This window comes from Tenacibaculum sp. Ill, from assembly GCF_051938915.1.
In the GTDB taxonomy this organism is placed as follows: Bacteria; Bacteroidota; Bacteroidia; order Flavobacteriales; family Flavobacteriaceae; genus Polaribacter; species Polaribacter larymnensis.
In genome coordinates, this window is record NZ_JBPSCW010000002.1 from 3,356,349 (window position 1) to 3,381,495 (window position 25,147).

At 33.3% G+C, this 25,147-nt stretch carries 23 protein-coding genes; 19 read left to right on the forward strand and 4 right to left on the reverse strand.

Features of this window, described 5'->3' with window-relative positions; genetic code table 11:
• Position 1 precedes the first annotated feature (1 nt).
• The 3 genes from ACTPNM_RS15770 to ACTPNM_RS15780 all read right to left on the reverse strand — a co-directional run bounded on the left by ACTPNM_RS15770 (position 2) and on the right by ACTPNM_RS15780 (position 2,561).
• Complete coding sequence (locus tag ACTPNM_RS15770) at positions 2–616, reverse strand: bifunctional nuclease family protein (RefSeq protein ID WP_274639463.1); 615 nt, start codon at positions 614–616, stop codon at positions 2–4.
• A 148-nt stretch (positions 617–764) separates the two neighbouring features.
• Positions 765–1,718, reverse strand: coding sequence for an electron transfer flavoprotein subunit alpha/FixB family protein (locus ACTPNM_RS15775; RefSeq protein ID WP_440122767.1), 954 nt, complete (start codon positions 1,716–1,718; stop codon positions 765–767).
• Between the two features lie 102 nt (positions 1,719–1,820).
• Entirely contained in the window at positions 1,821–2,561 is a 741-nt protein-coding gene (locus ACTPNM_RS15780; RefSeq protein WP_099215631.1) for an electron transfer flavoprotein subunit beta/FixA family protein, read from the reverse strand.
• Between the two features lie 215 nt (positions 2,562–2,776).
• Here ACTPNM_RS15780 and ACTPNM_RS15785 point away from each other — a divergent pair, with 215 nt between their 5' ends.
• The 15 genes from ACTPNM_RS15785 to ACTPNM_RS15855 all read left to right on the forward strand — a co-directional run bounded on the left by ACTPNM_RS15785 (position 2,777) and on the right by ACTPNM_RS15855 (position 20,404).
• Positions 2,777–3,757, forward strand: a complete 981-nt coding sequence (locus ACTPNM_RS15785) for a pyruvate dehydrogenase complex E1 component subunit beta (protein WP_440122769.1) — start codon at positions 2,777–2,779, stop codon at positions 3,755–3,757.
• A gap of 74 nt (positions 3,758–3,831) precedes the next feature.
• Positions 3,832–6,363: a DUF5686 family protein gene (locus tag ACTPNM_RS15790; protein WP_440122771.1), complete on the forward strand. Its 2,532-nt coding sequence runs from the start codon at positions 3,832–3,834 to the stop codon at positions 6,361–6,363.
• Positions 6,364–6,466: 103 nt separating this feature from the next.
• A complete protein-coding gene (locus ACTPNM_RS15795; RefSeq protein ID WP_099215634.1) occupies positions 6,467–6,994 on the forward strand; it encodes an inorganic diphosphatase in 528 nt (175 codons plus the stop codon).
• 119 nt (positions 6,995–7,113) lie between these two features.
• Positions 7,114–9,552, forward strand: coding sequence for a sodium-translocating pyrophosphatase (locus ACTPNM_RS15800; protein WP_440122773.1), 2,439 nt, complete (start codon positions 7,114–7,116; stop codon positions 9,550–9,552).
• 67 nt (positions 9,553–9,619) lie between these two features.
• Entirely contained in the window at positions 9,620–10,936 is a 1,317-nt protein-coding gene (gene pabB / locus ACTPNM_RS15805) for an aminodeoxychorismate synthase component I (RefSeq protein ID WP_440122775.1), read from the forward strand.
• A gap of 66 nt (positions 10,937–11,002) precedes the next feature.
• Positions 11,003–11,515 (forward strand): hypothetical protein, encoded by a 513-nt coding sequence (locus ACTPNM_RS15810; RefSeq protein ID WP_440122777.1) that lies wholly within the window; start codon positions 11,003–11,005, stop codon positions 11,513–11,515.
• Positions 11,516–12,340 carry a lysophospholipase gene (locus tag ACTPNM_RS15815; protein WP_440122779.1) on the forward strand — a complete coding sequence of 275 codons (825 nt, stop codon included), beginning with the start codon at positions 11,516–11,518 and terminating at the stop codon, positions 12,338–12,340. It begins immediately after the preceding gene.
• 12 nt (positions 12,341–12,352) lie between these two features.
• The gene (gene tilS / locus ACTPNM_RS15820) at positions 12,353–13,666 is read left to right on the forward strand and encodes a tRNA lysidine(34) synthetase TilS (protein WP_440122781.1); all 1,314 of its coding nucleotides are present in this window, start codon (positions 12,353–12,355) and stop codon (positions 13,664–13,666) included.
• A gap of 24 nt (positions 13,667–13,690) precedes the next feature.
• On the forward strand, positions 13,691–15,652 hold the full coding sequence (locus ACTPNM_RS15825; protein WP_440122783.1) for a cytochrome c biogenesis protein CcdA: 1,962 nt from the start codon (positions 13,691–13,693) through the stop codon (positions 15,650–15,652).
• A 78-nt stretch (positions 15,653–15,730) separates the two neighbouring features.
• A complete protein-coding gene (locus ACTPNM_RS15830) occupies positions 15,731–16,303 on the forward strand; it encodes a DUF4126 domain-containing protein (RefSeq protein ID WP_440122785.1) in 573 nt (190 codons plus the stop codon).
• A gap of 34 nt (positions 16,304–16,337) precedes the next feature.
• Positions 16,338–16,700: a hypothetical protein gene (locus ACTPNM_RS15835; RefSeq protein ID WP_440122787.1), complete on the forward strand. Its 363-nt coding sequence runs from the start codon at positions 16,338–16,340 to the stop codon at positions 16,698–16,700.
• A gap of 42 nt (positions 16,701–16,742) precedes the next feature.
• Entirely contained in the window at positions 16,743–18,278 is a 1,536-nt protein-coding gene (locus ACTPNM_RS15840) for a YifB family Mg chelatase-like AAA ATPase (RefSeq protein WP_274639446.1), read from the forward strand.
• Positions 18,279–18,411: 133 nt separating this feature from the next.
• Positions 18,412–19,419, forward strand: a complete 1,008-nt coding sequence (locus ACTPNM_RS15845; protein WP_440122788.1) for a TlpA family protein disulfide reductase — start codon at positions 18,412–18,414, stop codon at positions 19,417–19,419.
• A gap of 102 nt (positions 19,420–19,521) precedes the next feature.
• The gene (locus tag ACTPNM_RS15850; protein WP_440122789.1) at positions 19,522–19,815 is read left to right on the forward strand and encodes a hypothetical protein; all 294 of its coding nucleotides are present in this window, start codon (positions 19,522–19,524) and stop codon (positions 19,813–19,815) included.
• 82 nt (positions 19,816–19,897) lie between these two features.
• Positions 19,898–20,404 carry a ferritin gene (locus ACTPNM_RS15855; RefSeq protein WP_274639444.1) on the forward strand — a complete coding sequence of 169 codons (507 nt, stop codon included), beginning with the start codon at positions 19,898–19,900 and terminating at the stop codon, positions 20,402–20,404.
• 93 nt (positions 20,405–20,497) lie between these two features.
• Here the strand turns inward: ACTPNM_RS15855 and ahcY are convergent, their stop codons facing one another.
• Positions 20,498–21,814, reverse strand: a complete 1,317-nt coding sequence (gene ahcY / locus ACTPNM_RS15860; RefSeq protein ID WP_274639443.1) for an adenosylhomocysteinase — start codon at positions 21,812–21,814, stop codon at positions 20,498–20,500.
• A 62-nt stretch (positions 21,815–21,876) separates the two neighbouring features.
• On the opposite strand from ahcY, the gene ACTPNM_RS15865 reads away from it, so the two are divergent.
• From ACTPNM_RS15865 to ACTPNM_RS15880, 4 genes are all read left to right on the forward strand, one after another.
• A complete protein-coding gene (locus ACTPNM_RS15865) occupies positions 21,877–22,503 on the forward strand; it encodes a 4'-phosphopantetheinyl transferase family protein (RefSeq protein WP_440122790.1) in 627 nt (208 codons plus the stop codon).
• 271 nt (positions 22,504–22,774) lie between these two features.
• Positions 22,775–23,035 (forward strand): hypothetical protein, encoded by a 261-nt coding sequence (locus ACTPNM_RS15870; RefSeq protein ID WP_028891327.1) that lies wholly within the window; start codon positions 22,775–22,777, stop codon positions 23,033–23,035.
• Positions 23,019–23,651, forward strand: a complete 633-nt coding sequence (gene pnuC / locus ACTPNM_RS15875) for a nicotinamide riboside transporter PnuC (protein ID WP_440122791.1) — start codon at positions 23,019–23,021, stop codon at positions 23,649–23,651. Before ACTPNM_RS15870 ends, pnuC begins: the two co-directional genes overlap by 17 nt.
• On the forward strand, positions 23,612–24,265 hold the full coding sequence (locus tag ACTPNM_RS15880; RefSeq protein ID WP_440122792.1) for an AAA family ATPase: 654 nt from the start codon (positions 23,612–23,614) through the stop codon (positions 24,263–24,265). Before pnuC ends, ACTPNM_RS15880 begins: the two co-directional genes overlap by 40 nt.
• The last annotated feature ends 882 nt before the right edge of the window (positions 24,266–25,147 follow it).

Here is a 25,147-nt window from a genome sequence, read left to right on the forward strand (position 1 = left end):
ATTAAGAACGTTTGCTGATTTCATCACGAATTTTAGCTGCCAATTCGTAGTTTTCATTGGCTACAGCATCGTTAAGTTGTTCGTGTAATTCTTTAAGTGATAAGTGTGAGTAGTTCCCTTGATCTTCTTCTTCCTCTTCAATTGAAAACTCAATCTCATCTTCATCAGAATCCAAATCTTCTTCAATTGTTAGTTCTTCATCCATTTTTAGATAAATACCTGCTTTATCTAAAATATTTTCGTAGGTAAAGATTGGTGCTTCAAATCGAACTGCCAAAGCTATTGCATCTGACGTTCTTGTATCAATAACCTCTTCTACTCCTTCTCTTTCGCAGATTAAGCTTGAATAAAACACACCATCAACTAGCTTGTGTATAATTACCTGCTTAACTGTGATAGAAAATCTATCAGAAAATGTTTTAAATAAATCGTGAGTAAGTGGTCTTGGAGGACGGATTTCTTTTTCCAATGCTATTGCTATTGATTGTGCCTCAAATGCTCCTATGATTATAGGAAGTGTTCTGGTTCCTTCCATTTCACTCAGCACTAAAGCATATGCCCCACTTTGTGTTTGGCTATACGAAATCCCTTTTATAGTTAGTTTAATTAAACTCATGTACAATCAATCATCATAAAATACAAAAAAACTGTCTAAATTTAGGCCTTTTGCTTAAAATTTTAGACAGCCTTCTAAAGTGGGCACAATTTACTAAAAATTATGAGTTGTACTCTAATTTATAGAAAAAGAAAAAATTACCACTATTTTATGCTTCTTTAAAAGCTTTTAATTTGTCTACTAACTGAGGTACAACTTCAAAAGCATCACCAACAATACCGTAATCAGCAGCTTTAAAGAAAGGAGCTTCAGGATCTGTATTGATAACTACTTTTACTTTTGAAGCATTAATTCCTGCTAAATGTTGAATTGCTCCTGAAATACCAATAGCTATATATAAATTTGAAGCTACTGGCTTACCTGTTTGCCCCACGTGTTCACTGTGTGGACGCCATCCTAAATCAGATACAGGCTTAGAACATGCAGTTGCTGCACCTAAAACATCAGCTAACTCCTCAACCATTCCCCAGTTTTCAGGCCCTTTCAAACCTCTTCCTGCAGAAACAACAATATCAGCATCAGCAATAGTAACTTTTCCTGTTGCTCTATTAATATTTTCAGATTTCACTCCTAATTCAGGTAATGTAGCATCAAAACTTTCAGCAGTACCACTTACTGCATTTTCATGTGCTCCGTAAGAATTTTTAGCAACACCTATTACTTTTTTCTCAGTTGAAATTTCAGTGTTATTAAACCCTTTGTTTGAGAAAGCCTTTCTTTTAACAACAAAAGGACTTGTGCTACTTGGTAAAGCTACAGCATTTGAAGCATATCCTGCCTCTAAAGCTACAGCTACTAATGGTGCTACAGTTAATCCATCAACACTAGAATCAATAATTACTGTGTTTGCTCCTTTTGCTTCTGCAACTTGTTTAATAATTGAAGCATAACCTTTAGCATTAAATGAAGGTAAATCGTTCTTTACTTCTACTACATTCTCTGCTCCGTAAGTATATAATTCAGAAGCATCTCCTCCATTAATAGTTAACACTACTAAGTCGCTTCCTAATTGTTCTGCTACTTCTTTTCCGTATGAAACAACCTCAAAAGCTGTTTTTTTGAATTTTCCTTCCGATGAATCGGCAAAAACTAATACAGACATATTTATTTATTTTTTTAGTCGTTAGTGGTTAGTTTTTTATCATTAAACACTAACAAATATTTTTATTTTTTCTTTTGAACTCTATTAAAACAGGTTAACTGATTAAATTACTTTCGCTTCGTTATGTAATAAATCAATTAAATCATCAACATTATCAACTAACTTAACCGCTCCTTTTGGTGCTGGTTTTTCAAAGTTTTGAGTTGCTGTCGCTGCTGCTGCACCCGTTGGTTCAACTACACTTAACGGCTTTTTACGCGCCATCATAATACCTCTCATATTAGGAATACGTAAATCTTTTTCTTCTACAATTCCTTTTTGACCTGCAATTACCATTGGTAATGTTGAAGATACTTTTTCTTCTCCTCCGTCAATCTCTCTATCTAAAGTAGCATTTGTTCCATCTACCTCTACACCAACACAACCATTAACAAAGTTAAAATCTAATAAAGAAGCTAACATCCCTGGAACCATTTGCCCATTATAATCAGCAGATTCTTTTCCTGCTAATACTAAATCATATCCTCCATTTTTAACAACTTCAGCTAATTCTTTAGCAACCATAAATCCGTCAGTAGGTTCAGCATTTACACGAATTGCATCATCTGCACCAATCGCTAAAGCTTTACGTAATGTAGGCTCTGTAGAAGCTCCTCCAACGTTCACTACAGTTACACTTGCTCCTTGTTTTTCTTTAAACCACATTGCACGAGTTAAACTAAACTCGTCGTATGGATTTATAACATATTGAACCCCGTTAGTATCAAACTTTGTATCGTTATCAGTAAAGTTGATTTTTGAAGTAGTATCAGGTACATGACTGATACAAACTAATATTTTCATATATATCGTTGTTTTAAAGAAACTTAATTTTGTGCGACGAAGTTAAGGATTTTTTTTAATTTACTATGCACGCATAATAAATTTTTTCCTCAACATTAATCAACCTCAAAATTAAGGTATTATTATTACATAATCATTTGTTTATTTTAAAGCTACAATATTACCCCTATTTTTATTATTTTTGCACTCTTGATAAACAACTACTTATAAAACGTATGAAAACAGTACAATTTAGAGAAGCCGTTTGCGAAGCAATGAGCGAGGAAATGCGTAGAGACGAAAGCATTTACTTGATAGGAGAAGAAGTTGCTGAGTATAATGGTGCATATAAAGCCAGCAAAGGGATGTTAGACGAGTTTGGTTCTAAACGCGTTATTGATGCTCCTATTGCAGAATTAGGCTTTGGTGGTATTGCTGTAGGATCAGCAATGAACGGTAACCGCCCTATTGTTGAGTATATGACTTTCAATTTCTCTTTAGTAGGAATTGACCAAATTATTAACAATGCTGCGAAAATCCGTCAAATGAGTGGTGGACAGTTTAACTGCCCTATTGTTTTCCGTGGGCCTACAGCTTCTGCAGGTCAATTAGCAGCAACACACTCACAAGCTTTTGAAAGCTGGTATGCTAACTGCCCTGGATTGAAAGTAATTGTTCCTTCTAATCCATACGACGCAAAAGGTTTATTAAAAGCTGCTATTCGCGATGACGATCCAGTAATTTTTATGGAGTCTGAGCAAATGTATGGTGATAAAATGGAAATTCCTGAAGGAGAATACATCATCCCTATTGGAGTTGCTGATATTAAAAGAGAAGGTTCAGACGTAACTGTAGTATCTTTTGGTAAAATCATAAAAGAAGCATATAAAGCTGCTGACGAATTAGCTAAAGAAGGTATTTCAGTTGAAATTATCGATTTACGTACAGTTCGTCCAATGGATCATAAAACTATTTTAGAATCTGTTAAGAAAACTAACAGATTGGTAATCTTAGAAGAAGCATGGCCATTTGGAAGTGTTTCATCAGAAATTACTTTTAGAGTGCAAGACGAAGCATTTGATTACTTAGATGCTCCTATTAAAAGAATTACAACTGCTGATGCTCCCGCTCCTTATTCTCCTGTATTATTGGAGGAATGGTTGCCTAATGCAAACGATGTTGTATCAGCCGTAAAAGAGGTAATGTACCGCAAATAATTGAAGAAAAAAGAAATTGAAAAATAAATTAAAATCCTTTTGACTCTGGTCAAAAGGATTTTGTAGTAAAAAAAATGATGAAACATCTTCTTACCTTACTATTACTACTAACTACCAGTGTTTTATGCGCACAATTAACCATACAAGGTAAAGTAGTTGACGAGTTTGACACTCCAATGCCTTTCGTTAATGTAATCCTAAAAAACACCACACACGGAACCACTACTGATGATAACGGTAGATTTTATCTAAAAACAAATAAATACAGAGGTACACTCGAAATATCTTTTGTAGGATTCCAAACGCAAACAATAAAAGTTAGTCAAAAGACAAAATTTTTAAGTGTTGTATTAAAAGAGGAAAGCAATGAGTTAGAAGAAGTTGTTATTGTTACCAAACCTAAAAAACGTTTAAAGAAAAAAGAAAATCCCGCTTATAGAATTTTAAAAGAGATATGGAAACGTAAGCGAAAAAATGGACTTGACTTAGTTGACCATTATCAATACAAAAAAAACACATCCATAGAAATTGGGCTAAACAACTTAGATACATTGTTCTTGAAAAAAATATTTAAGAAAGAATATAAACAAGCTCTTCAAGAAATAAATTATGATAGCGATGGAATAAATTATTACATTCCTATTTACTTAAATGAACAAGTTGCTAATGTATATGGAGACAATAAAAACAACAATCTTAGAGAAGATATTGAAGCTGAAAAATCTGAAGGTTTAAGTGCCCAAGGTTTTATTTTTGATAGAATGGCTAATACTTTTCAAAATGTTGATGTTTTTAAAAACAATATCAACTTACTTCAAAAACCCTTTATTAGTCCTTTATCTACTGATGGTTTTTCTACTTACGATTATGTTTTATATGACAGTATTGTAAACAATAATAAAAAACTCTACAACATTTACTTCTTCCCAAGAAGGGATGGTGATTTAGCTTTTCAAGGGAACTTTTGGGTAGCTGACAAAAACTTCTCTATCAAAAAACTAAAAATGAAAGTCCACAAAAGCATCAACTTAAACTTTGTAAGGGGGCTTACTTTTGAAAAAGAATTTGAAGTACGAAACGACAGCATTTACATCCCTACTAAAAATGCTTATGAAGGAGACTTTACTTTTATTGATAAAAACGAAAGTAATAAAGGGTTAACTATTAAAAAAAATATCATTTTTAAGAACTATGTCTTAGACAAAGCACTTCCTAAAAGCTTTTACGAACAGACTATTGAAAAGATTAGGCCTGATCAATACGAAAAAGAAGAATCTTATTGGGCAGATGTTCAATCCAATGAAAGTAAAAATACCTACAAATTAATTGAAAGTGTTAAAGAAAAGAAACAAATAAAAAACCTAACAGGTCTAATTAACACAGTGGCCAGTGGATATATAAACACCAAATTTGGTGTGCAAATTGGACCTTTATGGACTGCTTTTGCCAACAATCAAGTAGAAGGATTCAGAACCAAAATGGGATTCAGAACCTTTATCACTAAAGATGATCGTTTTCGCCTAGGAGGTCACATTGCCTACGGCTTTAAAGACAAAAAAGCAAAATATGGTGCAGAAGCACGCTACCTTTTATCTTACAAACCAAGAATTGCAGTTGGTGTTGCTTATCAAAAAGATATTGAACAATTAGGTAGTACCTTATTAAACACAACACAACTTTTAGGAAGAAGTTTTGGTACGGCTGCATTATTTTCAAGAGGAGATAATTTCTTTTTATCTAATATTGAAAAAATAGCTACAAATTTTGATTACCAAGTTCAACAGAACTTACATGTAGGGTTTAATTTTTCTCACTCAAAAATAGCTTCAGCTTCTGAGAAAGATTTCTCCATGAATTACATTGATGAAAACGGAAATATTCAATCAAGAGTTACTGATGTAGCTTCCGATATTTATGTTTCTTTCACTCCTGGAAGATTTGTATATGGGTTAGGTGTAGAAAGACGTTTTGGACGAAACGTATTTCCTACTTTTGTATTAAACTACCGAAAAGGTTATAAAGGACCTTTTAATGGAACTCACAGTTACGATAAAATCCAATTCAAATACAGCCAACCTATTCTACTTAGTAAGTTTGGAACTTTAGACGCTAGTATTGAAGCAGGAAAAACATTTGGTACTGTTCCTGTTGCTTTATTAAGTCCTATTCCTGCCAACCAAACGTTTTCATTAGTAAAAGATACTTTTGCCTTACTTAATTACTACGATTTTGTTGCTGACGAATATTTAGCAGGACATTTTGAACACCATTTTAATGGTTATATTCTGAATAGAATTCCGCTATTAAAAAAGTTAAAACTAAGAAGTTTAGTTTCTTTTAGAGCTGCTTACGGAAATATATCTCAAGAAAATAGAGCTATAAATGATGGCTTATCTAATAGCAGTGGAGCATATAACATTAACTACAACGCTCCTAACAAACTATATTATGAATATAGTGTTGGGCTAGAAAATATTGGGTATGGTAACTTACGTTTTCTAAGAATTGACGCTATTTGGAGAAGTAATTATACACCTCCAGCAGGTTCAGTTGTTGCCCCAACACCAAAGTTTGCAATCCGTATAGGTATTAAACCCGGCTTATAATCATACATTTAACCATAAAATACCTTTATTTTTTCTTTAAAAAAACTAATAAATCACTACTTTTGCAAACCGATTTTAGAAAACGAAGAAAAGTTTAGAATATATGACCGCAAAAGAAAGAAAAACAGTTGATGTTTTAATTGAAATACCAAAAGGTAGTAGAAACAAGTACGAATACGATTTTGATTTAGGAAAAATTCGTTTTGATAGAATGTTATTCTCTTCAATGATGTACCCTGGAGACTATGGGTTTATTCCTCAAACTTTAGCATTAGATGGTGATCCATTAGATGTTTTAGTTTTAGGTGCTGAACCAACTTTCCCAATGTGTGTTATGGAGGTAAAACCAATTGGTGTTTTCCATATGGCAGACGAAAAAGGCCCAGACGAAAAGATTGTTTGTGTACCAGTATCTGACCCTATTTGGAACAGATATAATGATATCACAGACCTAAACCCTCACCGTCAAAAAGAAATCACACACTTCTTCCAAGTATACAAAGACTTAGAAAAGAAAAAAGTTGATATCGGAGACTGGGGTAATGCTGATGAAGCTTACGAAATTTTAGACAAGTGTTTAGAGCGTTATGAAAATAGCGAACATAAAGCTAATGGAAATTTCAAGATTTAATCTGAAAAAATTATCCTATATAAAACAAAAAACCTCTCAGCTTCAACTGAGAGGTTTTTTGTTTAGTTATTGATTTTGTTATATTTACGAACACTTATAACTAATCAAATAACAATAACATGAAACAAAACATGATATATGTGCCAATACTTTTGGCACTTTTAGGACTCATTTTTATGTATATAAAAATGATCTGGGTTAAAAAACAAGATGCAGGAAATGAAAAAATGCAATCCATTTCAAAAAGTATTAAAGAAGGAGCTCTTGCTTTTTTAGCTGCCGAATATCGATTATTACTAATCTTTGTTATTATCGCTTCATTAGCTTTATTTGGAATCTCTCAATTGGTAGAAACAACCAGTATTATGATTGTTCCTGCATTTATCATAGGAGCTATATTTTCTGCGCTAGCAGGAAACATAGGAATGCGTATTGCAACCGATGCTAACGCAAGAACAGCTGAGGCTGCTAAAACCAGTTTACCACAAGCTCTAAAAGTATCTTTTGGCGGAGGAACTGTAATGGGACTTGGTGTTGCTGGCTTAGCCGTTTTAGGACTAAGTTTATTTTTTCTAATATTTGTTGGTCAATTTATTACAGATGGCGGAAACTTCTACAATGAAATGACTGTTGTGCTAGAAGCTTTAGCAGGATTTTCATTAGGAGCTGAATCTATTGCTTTATTTGCTCGTGTTGGTGGAGGTATTTATACCAAAGCTGCCGATGTAGGTGCCGATTTAGTAGGAAAAGTAGAAGCAGGAATCCCAGAAGACGACCCTCGTAATCCTGCTACCATTGCAGATAATGTTGGTGATAACGTTGGTGATGTTGCTGGTATGGGGGCCGATTTATTTGGTTCATACGTAGCAACAGTATTAGCAGCCATGGTTCTTGGAAACTATGTTATCAGAGACATGTCAATAGACTCTACTTTTTCCGATGCATTTAACGGAATGGGACCAATACTACTTCCGTTAGTGATTGCTGGAGTTGGTATTGTAGCTTCCATTATTGGAACTTTTTTGGTAGGAATTAAAGATAACACAGCTAAAGAAGCAGAAGTACAAAAAGCATTAGACACAGGAAACTGGGTTGCTATTATTTTAACCTTAGCGGCAAGTTTTTTCTTAATAAAATGGATGCTTCCTGAAACAATGCAAATGAAATTCTTCGGTGCAGGTTTTAAAGAAGTAGCTTCCATTAATGTATTTTGGGCAGCCTGTATCGGTTTGGCAGTAGGTGCTCTTATTTCTATGGTAACTTCGTATTACACTAGTTTAGGTAAAAAGCCTGTGTTAGCTATTGTACAAAACAGTGCTACAGGAGCTGGTACTAATATTATTGCTGGTTTAGCTGTAGGTATGAAATCTACTTTCTTATCTGTTTTATTATTTGCTGCTGCAATTTATGGTTCATATTATTTTGCAGGATTTTACGGAGTTGCTTTAGCAGCTTCAGCAATGATGGCAACAACAGCTATGCAGTTAGCTATAGACGCATTCGGTCCTATTGCTGACAATGCTGGTGGTGTTGCTGAAATGAGTGAATTAGAAGATCACGTCCGTGAACGTACTGATATTTTAGATTCTGTAGGAAACACAACTGCTGCGGTTGGTAAAGGTTTTGCCATTGCTTCTGCTGCCTTAACTGCTTTAGCTTTATTTGCAGCTTATGTAACTTTTACAGGAATTGACGGAATAAATATTTTTAAGGCAGATGTATTAGCTATGCTATTTGTTGGAGGAATGATTCCTGTAATATTTTCTGCATTAGCAATGCAATCAGTGGGAAAAGCAGCTATGGAAATGGTACACGAAGTACGTCGTCAGTTTAAAGAAATTCCAGGAATTATGGAAGGAACAGGTATCCCTGAATATGCAAAATGTGTAGATATTTCAACCAAAGCTGCCTTAAAAGAAATGATTTTACCAGGGTTAATAACTATCATCACCCCAATTATTATCGGATTAGCTTTTGGTCCTGAACCTTTAGGTGGTTATATGGCTGGTGTTTGTGTATCAGGTGTTATGTGGGCTATTTTTCAAAATAATGCTGGTGGTGCATGGGACAACGCTAAGAAATCTTTTGAAGCAGGTGTTGAAATCAACGGAGAGATGACCTACAAAGGTTCTGATGCTCATAAAGCAGCCGTTACGGGTGATACTGTTGGAGACCCTTTTAAAGATACCTCTGGACCATCAATGAACATTTTAATTAAACTTACATGTTTAGTTGGTTTAGTTATTGCTCCAATATTAGGCGGGCATACTTCTTCTGAAACACATAAAGAAACGGAAAATATTAAAGTTTGGATTGACAAGAATGGTGAAAAACATGAAGTAAAACTTTCTACTGATGCTGAATTTACTACAGAAAACAAATTAGAAAACATCGTTAAAGTAAATATTGAAAAGAGTGACAATGGTACTGCTAAAGCTACTATTACTACTACAATTATTAAAAACGGTGAAGAAACAACTGAAGAAAAAACTTTTGAAGGTACTTTAGAAGAAGTTGAAAAGAAAATTGAAGAATACGAAAACTCAAAAAAAGAATAATCCTCAAATTCGTATAAAACTCAAACCCGATAGCAGTATTTCTATCGGGTTTCTTATTTTTGTGGCGATGTCAAGAACCGTCCGTATTTTTTCTATAGACACCCCTGAGCTCTTCAAACAAAAACTGTTTGTTTGGGCTAAACAATTTGAAACAGCTATTTGGCTAGATTCTAACAATTACGAGCAAAAATATAGCTCTTTTGATTGCGCTTTAGCTGTAGAAGAATTTACTTCTATTAAAACAGATTATCATAACGCTTTTGATAAACTTAAAGAATACCAATCTTTCACAAAAGATTACATATTTGGCTACATTAGTTATGATGTTAAAAATGACACTGAAAGACTAACTTCTAATAATTTTGACGGGCTTCATTTTCCTGACTTGTATTTTTTTCAACCTCAAAAATTAATTTTCATCAAAGAAAATACAGTTGAGTTTCATTATTTACAAATGATTGATGATGAGTTAGAAGAAGATTTTGAAGACATTATTGAAACCAATCCTATTATTCAAAATCACGAACAAGAAGAAACAGATGAAGTAAAAATAAAACTCCGAATACATAAAGATGAATACCACCAAAAAGTAGAAAAAGTACTGGAACATATCCATAGAGGAGATATTTATGAAGCTAACTTTTGTCAAGAATTCTATGCAGAAGACACAATTATAAATCCATATAAAGTATATACACAGTTAAACAAAATATCAGAACCTCCATTTGCTACTTTTTTTAGAAATGACAATCATTACTTGCTTTCTGCTACTCCAGAACGATATATCAGAAAAGAAGCTTCTAAAATTATTTCTCAACCTATAAAAGGAACTGCAAAACGACTTATAAGTCCTATTGAAGATGAGAAAATTGCTTTTGATTTAGCTCGTGACGAAAAAGAACGATCAGAAAATATTATGATTGTAGATTTAGTTCGTAACGACTTATCAAGAACAGCTAAAAAAGGAAGTGTCCAAGTAGAAGAACTATGTAAAGTATACTCTTTTAAGCAAGTACACCAAATGATTTCTACTGTAGTTTCAGAAATTGAAAATACTACACATCCAGTTGATGTAATCAAAGACACCTTCCCCATGGGAAGCATGACCGGAGCTCCCAAAATTTCAGCCATGAAAATCATTGAAGAATTAGAAGAAACCAAACGCGGTTTATACTCTGGAACCGTTGGCTATTTTACTCCAAATGGCGACTTCGATTTTAACGTAGTTATCCGAAGTATTTTATACAATGCAGAAAATAAATACGTTTCATACTCAGTTGGTGGTGCTATTACAGCTAAATCTACTCCAGAAAAAGAATATGAAGAATGCTTACTCAAAGCCAAGGCTATGAAATATGTTTTAACGCATACTAACAAAAGTTAACTATATTTATAACAAATACTCAAAATAAATATTTCTAATCAAAAAACTATTACAAAAAATAAAGAGATGAAAAACACATTTAAAATTATACTTTTCGTTGCTATTATTGCATCAATGACATCTTGTAAAGCAAACAAGTATTCATTTTTAAACGATTATCCTACTAAAAATGTTCCTTTGGTTGATAGCACAAACTTTAGCAATCATGTAGAAGGTAAATTATTAACCAAATCTCAACAAGAACTTTTAAAACTTCCTTCAATTTTTGAAGAACAATTAAATGAGAAAAATGCTAAAATTGGTGTTTCTTACCTTCCTAAAATATCAGAAAACTTTCAATCTGTAGTATATTATTTCTATCCAAATAATACTGAGTTAATCTCTATGTTAGTAACTTACGATAAGCAATTCAATATAATTAATAGTCAAATATTGGCTTATGATGAAATAGCGGAAGGAATGTTAAAAACCACTTCTACTCTTGATAAAAATAGCATTGAATTAGTTGAATATATTTCTGACTCTCCTTCTACTATTATTTTTAATATTTTAGAAGATGGAAACATTACTAGAGACTAGATGACACACCATACATTTACATTCAATTTTCAAAAAACTGAGTTTTTTGGTCAATATTGGAAACCTGAAAGCCTAAAAGCTGTGGTAGTGATTATCCATGGAATGGGAGAGCACTCTGGTAGATATGAACATGTAGCGAAAAAGCTAACAGATAATAATTTTGGAGTAATTGCTTTTGATCACTTCGGTCACGGTAAGACAACAGGAAAAAGAGGACATAACCCTGGTTACAACTATGTATTAGAAAGTGTAACTAAATTAATTGATAAAGCCAAAGAGGTTTTTGGCGACAAACCTACCTTTTTATATGGACATTCTATGGGAGGTAACACTGTAATTAATTATACTCTTAGAAAAGAACACCTTCTAAAAGGAATTATAGCTACAAGTCCTTTTTTACGATTAGCATTTGAACCACCTGCATGGAAACTTTCTTTAGGGAAAATAATGCAAAAAATAGCACCTTCAATTACTTTAGGTAATGAATTAGATGCAAATGATATATCTCGTGATCCTGTTGAAGTTGAAAAATATAGCAATGACCCTTTAGTACATGATAAAGTTAGCCCTAATTTCTCTTTATCTTTTATTGATGCTGGTGAATGGGCTATAAAAAATGCTTCCTCTCTAAAAACACCAATGTTACTATTACACGGTACAGGAGATAAAATTATTGATTATAAAGGCACGGAAGCTTTTGCTAATAATGCATCTAAAACCAGTATAAAATTATATGAAGGCGGATTTCATGAGTTACAAAATGACTTATGTAAAGAAGAAATGTTACAAGATGTTGTAAACTGGTTAAACACTCAATTACAATAATTATTCATCTACATGCTCCAAAAATTAGCAAAACATATTGACGAACAATTTCCCTTTTTAAAAGAGAAAAAATTACTCGTAGCTATTTCTGGAGGAGTTGATAGTGTTGTACTAACACACCTTTTACATCAACTGCGTTTTAATATTTCATTAGCGCATTGTAATTTCCAATTAAGAGAAAAAGAAAGTGATTTAGACGAAGTATTTGTTAAAGAGTTAGGAGAAAACTTAAATATCCAAACATTTACAACACACTTTAACACGAATGAATATGCTATTAAGAATAAATTATCAACACAACTAGCAGCAAGAGATTTACGTTACAATTGGTTTAATACTTTAAGTCAAGAAAACAATTTTGATTATATATTAACAGCCCATCATGCTGACGATAATTTGGAGACTTTTCTAATTAACCTTTCTCGTGGCACGGGATTAGAAGGTTTGACTGGAATACCTTCAATTAATGGAAACATCATCCGACCTTTACTTCCTTTTTCTCGTGAAGAGATTCTAACATTTGCCGAAAACAACAATATTAAGTGGCGTGAAGATAAAAGCAATGCTGATATAAAATATTTGAGAAATAAGATTCGTCACCAAATAACACCAATACTAAAAGAGCTGAATCCCAACATCTTAAATAATTTTAATAAAACGATTGGTCATTTAAAAGAATCTCAACAAATTGTTAATGATAAAATAGAAGAAATCACCCATCAAATCGTCTCAAAAGAGGGAGATTTATTAAAAATAAACATTGTAAAACTGTTAAAGTTATCGAACCCGAAAGCATACCTCTACCAGCTGTTAAAGCCTTATAAATTCACGGAATGGGACGATGTTTACAACTTGATTTATGCACAATCAGGTAAACGTATTTTAACAAAATTTTATACTTTGTTGAAAGACAGAGATTTTTTATTACTTTTACGCACTAATGAAAAGACCTCTTTTGAAGAGGAACATTTCATTATAAGGGAGGAAAACAAAGAAATTACAGCACCTATCAAGCTGCTACTAAAAAGGGTTCAAGAAAAAACTAATACTGATAATAAAAGTATTTACGTTGATGACGAACTACTTAGTTTCCCCCTAAAACTTAGACGGTGGAAGTCCGGTGACTTTTTTTATCCTAAAGGAATGTTAGGACGTAAAAAAGTTAGTAAGTATTTTAAAGACGAAAAGATATCAATTGTAAACAAAAATAAAGTTTGGTTACTCTGTTCCAGTAAAAATGAGATTATTTGGATAGTAGGAAAACGGCAAGACAGACGCTTTTTACCGACAGAAAAAACAACCAAACTATTAAAAATTAGTATTTAATTAACCCCATCAAACTACAATAGAATGAAAAAATTCTTTACTCTATTTTTATTATTCATAGGTTTAGCGGTTTATTCTCAATCTGATGATAACCCCGTAGTTGTTACTCCTAAAGTAGAGAAGATCTCTGATACTGAGTACGACTTAATTTTTGACGTGTTAATTGCTGAAGACTGGCATTTATACTCTCAGTATAACCCAGAAGATGCGTCACTACCTATGACAATTACACCAGCAGAAGGACAATCTGGATATACCTTAAATGGTAAAGCCAAGGAAAGTGAAACAGAAACTCAGTTTAGTGAAATCTGGGGAAAAGATGAAATCTTTTTTGTTGAAGAAGGTAAAATAGTACAACGAATTACTGTTTCTGATTCTACATTAACAAAAGTTACATTAAACTTAGACGCACAAGTATGTAAAGAATACTGTTTACCTTTTGATGAAGATTTCACATTTTCATTATCAGGTGAAAAAGTAGAACAAACTGTTGCTGAAGTTGATGATAAAAGTAAAGAGTTATCTCAAACTTTAAACTTAGACTTAAAAAACACAGTTTTATTAAAAAGTTCAACTGAGTCAAGTTCTGGTGAAGAAGAAAATGACACCTTATTAAACATTTTCTTGTTAGGTTTTGTTGGTGGATTATTAGCTTTTTTAACTCCATGTGTATTCCCAATGGTGCCTTTAACTGTATCTTTTTTCACAAAACGTACAGAGAAAAAAGGAAAAGGTGTTGGTAGTGCTGTTTTATATGGTTTCTTTATCGTATTAATTTATGGGTTAATAAGTTTACCTTTCCACTTCTTAGATACATTAGATCCTGAAATATTAAATAGTATTTCAACTAACATTTGGTTAAACTTATTCTTCTTTGTTATTCTAATATTCTTTGCAGGTTCTTTCTTCGGTTTTTACGAATTAACATTACCTAGCTCTTGGAGTAATAAAGCAGATAGTGCTTCTAATATTGGAGGAGTAATCGGAATTTTCTTCATGGCATTAACTTTAGCTATCGTATCATTCTCTTGTACAGGACCAATTTTAGGATCATTATTAGCAGGATCGTTAAGCGGTGGTGCTATGCAATTATCAGTAGGTATGGTAGGTTTTGGATTAGCTTTAGCATTACCTTTTGCTTTATTTGCAATGTTCCCTAACTGGTTAAACACATTACCAAAATCTGGTGGATGGTTAAACACTGTTAAAGTTGTTTTAGGATTTATTGAATTAGCTTTTGCTTTCAAATTCTTATCAAATGCTGACTTAGTAGGTCACTGGGGATTATTAAAAAGAGAAATTTTTATCGGTATATGGGCTTTAATTGCATTTTTATTAGCACTTTATCTATTTGGATTTATCGGTAAAAAATATGGAAAAATGACTCTTTTTAGAGTTTTAATAGGAATCGGTGCATTAGGATTAGCTGTGTATTTAGCTCCAGGAGTTATGGAGAAACCAGCATGGAGTCAAAATGAATTATTAAGTGGATTTGCTCCACCTAAATTCCATAGTATTTATCAAAAAGACAACCACTGTCCTCTTAACCTAAACTGTTTTAAAGATTTTGATGAAGGTATAGCTTACGCAAAATCGGTTAACAAACCTGTATTATTAGACTTTACAGGATGGGCATGTGTAAACTGTCGTAAAATGGAAGAGAATATTTGGAGTCAACCAAACATCTACTCTTTAATTAATGACGATTATGTATTAATTTCATTATATGTAGATGACCATCAAAGAATGTTACCAGAAGAAGAGCAATTCGACTTTATCAAATCAAATGGAAAAGTAAAAAGAATTAGAACTTATGGTGATAAGTGGGCAACTTTACAAGCTGCTAACTTTAAAACAGCTTCTCAACCATTCTATGTATTAATGAGTCCAGAATTAGAGGTATTAAACTCACCTCAACAATATACAGATCATACGACTTACTACAATTGGTTAAAAACTGGTTTAGACAGATTTAACTCTAACTAATTTTAGTATTAGAACTATATATTTAAAAGCCTCTTTTTTAAAAAAGAGGCTTTTTTTATATCTTTCAATAAAAAATATATGACACCAGAAACTATTATCAGCATATTTTTAGGAATTGGCTTAGCTGCTTCAGTTGGGTTTAGAGTCTTTTTACCTCTGTTTGCATTAAGTTTAGCTGGATATTATAATATAATTCCATTAAACGAAAACTGGATTTGGGCAGCAAGTACTCCTGCTATTATAACCTTAGGGGTAGCTACCATATTAGAAATATTTGCTTATTATATTCCTTGGTTTGATAATTTACTTGATACCATAGCAGTTCCACTTGCTGCAATTGCAGGTACAGCAGTTATGGTTTCAACCGTAGCAGATTTATCGCCCTTTATTACTTGGGCTTTAGCAATTATTGCTGGTGGAGGAACAGCATCAGCTATAAAAGGTACTGCCGCTTCTACTCGGCTTACTTCTACAGCAACAACTGGTGGAGTAGCCAATCCAGTTATTTCAACTGTAGAAACAGGAACCTCAGTAGTTATGTCTGCCTTTTCTATTTTTTTACCTGTAGTTGCTATTATTTTAGTCGTTTTAATATTTATTGGTATTCGTAAAATGTACAAGTACATTTTTCCTAAATCAAAAAAGGCATAATTCTTGGTACTATTTTTTTTATAAATCTAACTTTATGAAAAATAGCATTACTACCCTTTTTTTAATAGCTGTGATATTTTCTAGTACAGCCCAAGAAATTGATAAAAAAGAAAAAGCACCTAAAAGTATTTATACCTTTTCTAAAATAAAGACTACTTTTTTTGATTCATCAACAATAAATAAAAACCTAGATTTAACAGGATTTTCATTCTTCATTGTGAGTCAAGAAGATATTGATAACAATTCTTTTTCTCTTCCATTCAATAAACTAAGTAAAAAACCAACTTCATTAATTTATGATGATTATACCGATTATCAAAACAACAATCTTTTAAAAGGCTTCTTAAAAAAGAATGACCCAACTCTTTGGAACCCAAAACAGATGCGATTACAATAAATTTTATTTTTTTCTCTATCTTTAACGAAAAGAGAAAAAAATATGCTAGTAAAAGTCTATGGAAGTGCCGTTTTTGGTATTGAAGCAACCACAATCACCGTTGAAGTTAATATTGATAAAGGTATAGGATATCATTTAGTTGGATTACCCGATAAAGCTGTAAGTGAAAGTTCGTATAGAATTTCTGCCGCCTTAGCCAATAACAGTTACAAACTCCCAGGAAAGAAAATCATTATTAACATGGCACCTGCTGATATTCGTAAAGAAGGTGCTGCATATGATTTAACCTTAGCTGTAGGAATTTTAGCTGCCTCAAATCAAATAAAATCAGAATACATTGACGAATACATCATTATGGGAGAACTTTCTCTTGATGGAAGTTTACAACCCATAAAAGGAGCCTTACCTATTGCTATTAAAGCACGTGAAGAAGGCTTTAAACATTTCATCCTTCCTAAGGAAAACGCTAAAGAAGCTGCAATTGTTAACGACTTAAATGTTCTAGGAGTAGACAATATTATGGAAGTTATCAATCATTTTGATGGTAATCAACTAATTGAACCTACAACCGTTGATACTCGTGCTGAATTTTACAAACATATCGATTTTCCAGAGTTTGATTTCGCTGATGTAAAAGGACAAGAATCCATAAAACGTTGTATGGAAATTGCTGCTGCTGGTGGACATAATATTATTCTTATAGGACCTCCAGGAGCGGGTAAAACAATGTTGGCAAAACGTTTGCCTTCCATTCTACCTCCTATGACTTTGCACGAAGCCTTAGAAACCACCAAAATACATTCAGTAGTAGGAAAGGTAAAGAATACCGGTTTAATGTATCAACGCCCCTTTCGTTCTCCTCACCACACAATATCTGATGTTGCACTTGTAGGTGGCGGACAATACCCTCAACCTGGAGAAATCTCTTTAGCACACAACGGAGTCCTTTTTCTAGATGAACTTCCAGAATTTAAACGTACAGTTTTAGAAGTAATGCGTCAACCTTTAGAGGACAGAGAAGTTACCATATCACGAGCTCGTTTTACAGTAAACTACCCTAGTAGTTTTATGTTGGTAGCAAGTATGAACCCAAGTCCTTCTGGATATTTCAATAATCCCGACTCACCAGTTACCTCCTCTCCTGCCGAAATGCAACGTTATTTAAGTAAAATTTCTGGCCCTTTATTAGATAGAATAGACATTCACATTGAAGTTACACCAGTGCCGTTTGATAAGCTATCAGATGAACGAAAAGGAGAAAGTAGCGTAGATATAAGAAAACGTGTTACTCTTGCTCGTGAAATACAAACAACTAGGTTTAAAGACTTTGAAAACATTCATTACAATGCTCAAATGAATGTAAAGCAGATTCGTGAATTTTGTAAGCTATCAGAAGAAAGTAAAAACTTATTAAAAATAGCCATGGAAAAGTTAAACCTATCAGCTAGAGCTTATGATAGAATTTTAAAGGTATCTCGCACTATTGCCGATTTAGCTTCTTCCGAAAACATACAATCCGAACATATTACTGAAGCTATTCAATATAGAAGTTTGGATCGTGAAGGTTGGTTAGGATAATTATAAAGCTAGAATTCAAGCAAGTATACAACTTTAAAACAGTTAGGGAAATGTTAAAAAATTGCGCTTTCATTTAAAATCACTAATTTAGACGCTTATTATAACGCTGGATAGCAAAATTAAACACACCCTAATGAAAAAACTAGTTTACTTATTGGCATTTTCTATTGCCTTAATTTCATGTAAAAAGGAACAAAAAGATTATGTTACTTTTTCTGGAAAAATTACTAACAAAAACTCTGAAACTGTTACTATTTCTAACCCTCAATTTAAATTCAACAAAGTAATTAAAGTTGGTGAGGACGGAACTTTTAAAGATACCATGAATATAAAAGATGGTTTCTACAGACTTTTTGATGGTAAAGAATATGCTACTTTATACTTAAAAAATGGAGCAGATATTAACATGACCCTTGACGCTCAAAAATTTGATGAAACTATAACTTATACGGGTGTTGGTTCTGAAGAAAGTGCTTTCTTAGCTCAATCTTCTTTAAATCAAGAAAAATTATTTGGAGATAGAGAGTTAATGGATTTACCAGAGTTAGACTTTAGATCTAAAGTTTCAAATTTTGTTGATGATTTTAACAAGAGATTTGAAGGAGCTACATTAGATTCTACTTTCGTGGCAAATCAAAAACAAAGTATTGCTGGTTTAGAAAAGTACTTAACTAAAATGTACAACGATAAGCAATATATTGCTAAAAACTTAGCTAAAGGTGCTGAGTCTCCTAAGTTTGTTGACTATGAAAATAATGCTGGAGGTACTACTTCTTTAGATGATTTAAAAGGTAAGTATGTTTATATCGACTTATGGGCTACTTGGTGTCAACCATGTAAAAACGAAATTCCTTTCTTAAAGAAAGTTGAAGAAAAATACCACAATAAAAATATTGAGTTTGTAAGTATTTCTGTTGACAGACAAAAAGACTATGAGACTTGGAAAAAAATGATTGTTGATAAAGAATTATCAGGAGTTCAATTATATGCAAAAGAAGATAAAGCTTTTATGGATGCGTATAAAGTATCAGGAATTCCAAGATTTATTTTATTAGATCCAGAAGGAAAGATTATAGATTCTAATGCTCCAAGACCTTCTAATCCTAAATTAGTTGAATTATTCGAGTCATTGAATATTTAGTCTTAAAAGACGTTTATAATAAAAAAGCCCACTAATTAGTGGGCTTTTTTATTGCTTAAATTATTCTTCTTTAGATTCATTAAAAATAATTATATTTGCCGAATGAATTTTTTTGTAGAAGAATTATCATTTAAAATTTCTTGTGGTGGCAGAAACTGTTACCAACTAGATTTAGGCTATAAAGTAATAGACTTTACTTTCTGCCAACTATTAACCTTCAGAAAAAAAGTACTAGAATACGCTTCTTATGAATCTTTAGAAACGATTATCGACGGTGATAACTTCATACTCCTTTTTGCAGCAGACAACAAACACCTATTATTCTTAGATGTACCTCAACTCATAGAGTTACGAGAACTTCTTTTATCAGTATTTAAGCAGAAAAGTCTTTACTAAGACTAGCTTTAAATTAGCCCCTCTATTCTTTTTAGAGCCTTATAATCTGTATCTTTATAGTATTAAAACTAAACAAAATATTATGGAAACAGCAATAAGAAGAGACATGATTTTAGATGTGGAAGTAGTTGATTTGCTAAACCACCAAATAACGATGGAGCAACAAGCTTCTTCTAAATATTTAGCCATGGCATCATGGTGCGACCAAAGAGAACTTAGAAATAGCGCAGCATACTTTTATAAGCAAGCTGAAGAAGAAAGAGAGCACATGATGAAGATTTTCAAATTCGTTAACGATAATGGCGGTAGTGCAATGTCACCTATAGCTACAGAAGTTGCTCACGAATTTGAAAGCTTACGAGCTATTTTTGAAGCTTCTTTAGATGCCGAAATAGAAGTAACTAAATCTATTCACCACGTATTTAAAACTGCAAGAAAAGTAAGTGATTTTACTTCTGAAATCTTTTTACAATGGTTTGTAACAGAACAAGCCGAAGAAGAAGAGAAAGTAAGAGATATTTTAGACTTAATCGATTTAATGGAAGGTATGCCATTAAAAATGATTGATGAGCGTATTCCTACCGAATAAAACTTTTATAAACAGTATAAAAAAATCCCGCAACAATGTTGCGGGATTTTTTGTGTCTTGACTCTTGATTCTAAAAATCTTGACTCTAAGAATCTAGTATCTATAGTGTTCTGGTTTGTATGGACCTTCAACAGTTACACCAATATATTTAGCTTGGTCTTCACGTAACTCGGTTAACTCAACACCAATCTTAGCTAAGTGTAATTTTGCTACTTTTTCATCTAAGTGTTTAGGTAACATATACACCTCGTTCTTATACGCATCAGAATTTTTCCATAATTCGATTTGCGCTAAAGTTTGGTTTGTAAAAGAGTTAGACATTACAAAACTTGGGTGACCAGTAGCACAACCTAAGTTTACTAAACGTCCTTCAGCTAATACGATAATATCATTTCCTTTAACAGTATACTTGTCAACTTGAGGCTTAATTTCAACCTTAGTATCACCGTATGTTTCGTTTAACCAACCCATTTGGATTTCGTTATCAAAGTGACCGATGTTACAAACAATTGTTTTATCTTTCATCGCTTCGAAGTGCTCAGAACGAACGATATCTTTGTTACCAGTAGTAGTAATTACGATATCCGCCTTTCCAACAACAGTTTCTAATTTCTTCACTTCAAAACCGTCCATTGCCGCTTGTAACGCACAAATAGGGTCAATTTCAGTAACCGTAACGATAGAACCAGCTCCACGGAAAGATGCCGCAGTACCTTTACCAACATCACCATAACCACAAACCACTACTCTTTTACCAGCTAACATTACATCAGTAGCACGACGAATTGCATCAACTGCAGATTCTTTACATCCGTACTTATTGTCAAACTTCGATTTAGTAACCGAGTCATTTACGTTAATCGCAGGCATTGGTAACGTTCCGTTTTTCATACGCTCGTATAAACGGTGTACCCCTGTAGTAGTTTCTTCAGATAAACCTTTAATTCCAGAAGCTAACTCAGGATATTTATCTAATACCATATTCGTTAAATCTCCACCATCATCTAAAATCATGTTTAATGGCTTCTTATCTTCACCAAAGAATAATGTTTGTTCAATACACCAATCAAACTCTTCCTCGTTCATACCTTTCCAAGCATACACAGGAGTTCCAGCAGCAGCAATAGCAGCAGCAGCTTGATCTTGAGTAGAGAAAATATTACAAGAACTCCAAGTAACCTCAGCACCTAAAGCCTGTAACGTTTCAATTAAAACCGCAGTTTGAATCGTCATGTGTAAACATCCTGCAATTCTTGCACCCTTTAAAGGTTGCTCATCTTTATACTCTTCTCGTAAACTCATTAACCCTGGCATTTCAGCTTCTGCCAATTCAATCTCTTTTCTTCCCCAATCAGCTAAAGAAATATCTTTAACTTTGTAAGGAACATATGTTGCGGTTTTTGTGCTCATATTTTTGTATATTTATGTATCTTAAATTTGAGTCGCAAAATTACGAAATAACTTTCTAAAATATGCCTCTTTACAAAACATTAACGGTAAACAACCATGCTAAAGCATTGATTTGGAAGATTGAAGAATCTTTTGAACAACTTTCTAACGGCGTTTCTTTAACAAAAGGAAATCAACAAAGAGTAAACGGCATGAAGTCCGATTTACACCAAAGAGGCTTTATGAGTGTACGTCACTTACTAAAAGAAGTTGGTTATACCGATGACGATCTACTGTACGATGGCTACGGAAAACCACACTTAAAAGACGGTAAATTCATTTCAATAACCCATTCATTTACCTTTTCGGCAATAATTATTTCCGACACACAACCTGTGGGGATAGATATTGAAATGCAGCGCGATAAAATTGTAAAAATTGCACACAAATTTACTCCTATTGAAGAATACAAATCTATTGCCAACCACGATGCTTTGGTAAGCAAACTAACCATTGTTTGGGGAGCCAAAGAAAGTTTGTATAAAATCTACGGAAAGAAAAAATTGCTCTTCTTAGAAAACATTTATATTGAAGATTTTTCTTTTGACACAAATGTAACCACTGGAAAAATTTTATACGAAGGACAAACCTCAGAATACGACATCCACTTTTTAGAAATGGAAGGATTCACCTGCGTGTGCGCTTGTTAAAAAATGTATCATACTCTCCTACTCCATAACCTCTACAACCCAAAAACTTTGCTACTATGAAACTTTGAAGCTCTGCACCTTTGAAACTTTAAAACCCCACAACTTTGCAACTCTACCACTCCAAAACTTTGAAACTAAAAAACTCTGCATCTTTGAAACTTTGTAACTAAAAAAACTTTGCCACTCTACAACTCCAAAAACTCCCAAAACCTTTTCCACACAACAACAACTTAACTTTAGTAACTTTGCATCTTTCTAATTAGGAACAACCATGAAAATATCCGTAGAATTAACCTTAAGTCCGCTTCAGAACGAATTTGAAGAACCAATTATCAATTTCATCAAAAAACTAAGAGCCTCAGGTTTAACCGTATTAGAAAATCCGTTAAGTACGCAAGTGTATGGTGATTATGATACCGTGATGAGTTTAGTTACTTCTGAATTAAAAAATGCTTTTGAATTAATTGACAACGGATTGCTATTTATGAAAATCGTAAAAACCGATCGTAGCGATTATGAGCCAACTTTTTGATTTCCTTTTTGGGCAGTATGCTAATTATAATCCTATTGATGTTTGGCTAGAAATTATTGCCGTTATCTTTGGTTTTTTATCCGTTTGGTTTTCTAAACAGAATAAAATTTGGGTATTCCCTACGGGGATGATTAGCACCGCTATTTTTGTATACCTCCTATTAAAATGGGAACTGTTAGGTGATATGATGATTAACGGGTACTACTTTATTATGAGTGTATATGGCTGGTATATCTGGACACGAAAAGTAGATGCCACACATGTAACTCCTATCTCTAGAACAACATCTAAAGAAAAAAAACAAAGCGTAGCCATATTTGTAGCCACCTTAGTTTTTGTCTACGCTGTGTATACTGTTTTTGATAAATGGACAAGCTGGACAGCTTATGTAGACACCGTTACCACTGCCATTTTCTTTGTAGGAATGTGGCTGATGGCAAAACGAAAAATAGAAAACTGGATTTATTGGATTATTGGCGATATTATCTCCGTTCCACTGTACTTTTACAAAGGATTTACCTTTACTAGTTTTCAATATTTATTATTTACCTTTATAGCAATTGCAGGATATTTAGCATGGAAAAAGCACTTACACAACAACCCATCAACCTTGTAAAGGTGGTATTATTTGGACCTGAAAGCACAGGAAAAACAACACTTTCTGGTCAGTTAGCGCGTCATTACAATACTGTTTGGGCTCCCGAATTTGCGCGTGAATACTTGCAAGACAAGTGGAACAACGAACGTAAAACTTGTGAACAACACGATTTAATTCCGATTGCTGAAGGACAAATGGGCTTGGAAAATGAATTGGCTAAAAAAGCGGATAAAGTACTCATCTGTGATACCGATTTATTGGAAACCAAAGTATATTCTGAAGAGTATTATGGCGGATTCGTAGATCCGAAATTAGACGAGGCTGCCATTGCAAACACCTACGATATTTATTTTTTAACCTATATCGATACGCCTTGGGAAGCCGACGATTTACGCGACAGACCCGAGCAACGCTTGGAAATGTTTAAAGCCTTTGAAAATGCGTTGAAAAAATACAACCGTCCGTATGTGTTGTTAAAAGGAGACAAAGAAACCCGATTGAAAAAAGCAGTAGAAGTTATTGATGAATTACTCACTAAAAAGGAAAACTTATACTCTTTTTCCGACACCCTTACCGATTTAGATATGCACTTTATGCACCAATCACCCGATACACCTAATTACGATATGTAAGCATTGCTAAACGTCATCGCGTATTTCATGTAATGAATATAATAGATAAACGTCATTTCGACCAGAGGGAGAAATCTGCTTAATTTTAGTTACGAATACCCTTTAAAACTCCCAACACTCGACTTTGAGATTTAGCTCCGCTGAACCTTGAGATTTCTCAGTCGCAAACTCCTTCGAAATGACAGCTTTTAATTATTATAATATGAAATAAACAACCTAAACGTCATTCCGAACGACGAAGGAGGAGGAATCTCATCAATAAGAGTAACTATTACCCTTTAAAACTCCCAACACCCAACTAAAAGATTTAGCTCCGCTGAAACTTACGGTTTCTCACTTCCGTTCCACTTCAGTTCGAAATGACGCACGTTTTGTCATTTCGAGCGATAGCGAGAAATCTGCTTAATTTTAGTTACGAATACCCTTTAAAACTCCTAACTCTCAACTAAAAGATTTAGCTCCGCTGAACCTTACGGTTTCTCACCTCCGTTCCACTACAGTTCGAAATGACGTACATTTTGTCATTTCGACCAGCGGGAGAAATCTGCTTAATTCTAGTTACGAATACCCTTTAAAGTTCCCAACTCTCACCAATAAGAGTTACTTCTATTAGTAAGCCCCCTTTACAAACAACGATAGATTATTTATATTTGAAACTCCTATTTTTACAGGAACACAGTAACACCTATTAAAGTAGGTTGACTAAAATTTTAAAGCTGTCAATTCGAGTGAATTTTGCGATTGAAAAGAGCATAATTTGTATCGAGAATTTACGACTTAGACGCTGGAATAGTTCTCGATAGCTCTGCTGAGCTTAGCCGAAGTGAAATTTTTATCTCGTTAACACTTGATAAAAACCACTCGAACTGACATTGGAAGTTA

Excerpts from the sequence above, each read along its gene's own strand:
- pabB (WP_440122775.1), top strand. The coding sequence starts at position 9,620 with ATGTCAAGAACCGTCCGTATTTTTTCTATAGACACCCCTGAGCTCTTC.
- ACTPNM_RS15835 (WP_440122787.1), top strand. The coding sequence starts at position 16,338 with ATGAAAAATAGCATTACTACCCTTTTTTTAATAGCTGTGATATTTTCT.
- ahcY (WP_274639443.1), bottom strand. The coding sequence starts at position 21,814 with ATGAGCACAAAAACCGCAACATATGTTCCTTACAAAGTTAAAGATATT.
- ACTPNM_RS15865 (WP_440122790.1), top strand. The coding sequence starts at position 21,877 with ATGCCTCTTTACAAAACATTAACGGTAAACAACCATGCTAAAGCATTG.
- ACTPNM_RS15855 (WP_274639444.1), top strand. The coding sequence starts at position 19,898 with ATGGAAACAGCAATAAGAAGAGACATGATTTTAGATGTGGAAGTAGTT.
- ACTPNM_RS15880 (WP_440122792.1), top strand. The coding sequence starts at position 23,612 with ATGGAAAAAGCACTTACACAACAACCCATCAACCTTGTAAAGGTGGTA.
- ACTPNM_RS15840 (WP_274639446.1), top strand. The coding sequence starts at position 16,743 with ATGCTAGTAAAAGTCTATGGAAGTGCCGTTTTTGGTATTGAAGCAACC.
- ACTPNM_RS15790 (WP_440122771.1), top strand. The coding sequence starts at position 3,832 with ATGATGAAACATCTTCTTACCTTACTATTACTACTAACTACCAGTGTT.
- ACTPNM_RS15870 (WP_028891327.1), top strand. The coding sequence starts at position 22,775 with ATGAAAATATCCGTAGAATTAACCTTAAGTCCGCTTCAGAACGAATTT.
- ACTPNM_RS15845 (WP_440122788.1), top strand. The coding sequence starts at position 18,412 with ATGAAAAAACTAGTTTACTTATTGGCATTTTCTATTGCCTTAATTTCA.
- tilS (WP_440122781.1), top strand. The coding sequence starts at position 12,353 with ATGCTCCAAAAATTAGCAAAACATATTGACGAACAATTTCCCTTTTTA.
- ACTPNM_RS15795 (WP_099215634.1), top strand. The coding sequence starts at position 6,467 with ATGACCGCAAAAGAAAGAAAAACAGTTGATGTTTTAATTGAAATACCA.
- ACTPNM_RS15775 (WP_440122767.1), bottom strand. The coding sequence starts at position 1,718 with ATGTCTGTATTAGTTTTTGCCGATTCATCGGAAGGAAAATTCAAAAAA.
- ACTPNM_RS15850 (WP_440122789.1), top strand. The coding sequence starts at position 19,522 with ATGAATTTTTTTGTAGAAGAATTATCATTTAAAATTTCTTGTGGTGGC.
- ACTPNM_RS15800 (WP_440122773.1), top strand. The coding sequence starts at position 7,114 with ATGAAACAAAACATGATATATGTGCCAATACTTTTGGCACTTTTAGGA.
- ACTPNM_RS15810 (WP_440122777.1), top strand. The coding sequence starts at position 11,003 with ATGAAAAACACATTTAAAATTATACTTTTCGTTGCTATTATTGCATCA.
- ACTPNM_RS15780 (WP_099215631.1), bottom strand. The coding sequence starts at position 2,561 with ATGAAAATATTAGTTTGTATCAGTCATGTACCTGATACTACTTCAAAA.
- ACTPNM_RS15770 (WP_274639463.1), bottom strand. The coding sequence starts at position 616 with ATGAGTTTAATTAAACTAACTATAAAAGGGATTTCGTATAGCCAAACA.
- ACTPNM_RS15785 (WP_440122769.1), top strand. The coding sequence starts at position 2,777 with ATGAAAACAGTACAATTTAGAGAAGCCGTTTGCGAAGCAATGAGCGAG.
- ACTPNM_RS15815 (WP_440122779.1), top strand. The coding sequence starts at position 11,516 with ATGACACACCATACATTTACATTCAATTTTCAAAAAACTGAGTTTTTT.
- ACTPNM_RS15830 (WP_440122785.1), top strand. The coding sequence starts at position 15,731 with ATGACACCAGAAACTATTATCAGCATATTTTTAGGAATTGGCTTAGCT.
- ACTPNM_RS15825 (WP_440122783.1), top strand. The coding sequence starts at position 13,691 with ATGAAAAAATTCTTTACTCTATTTTTATTATTCATAGGTTTAGCGGTT.
- pnuC (WP_440122791.1), top strand. The coding sequence starts at position 23,019 with ATGAGCCAACTTTTTGATTTCCTTTTTGGGCAGTATGCTAATTATAAT.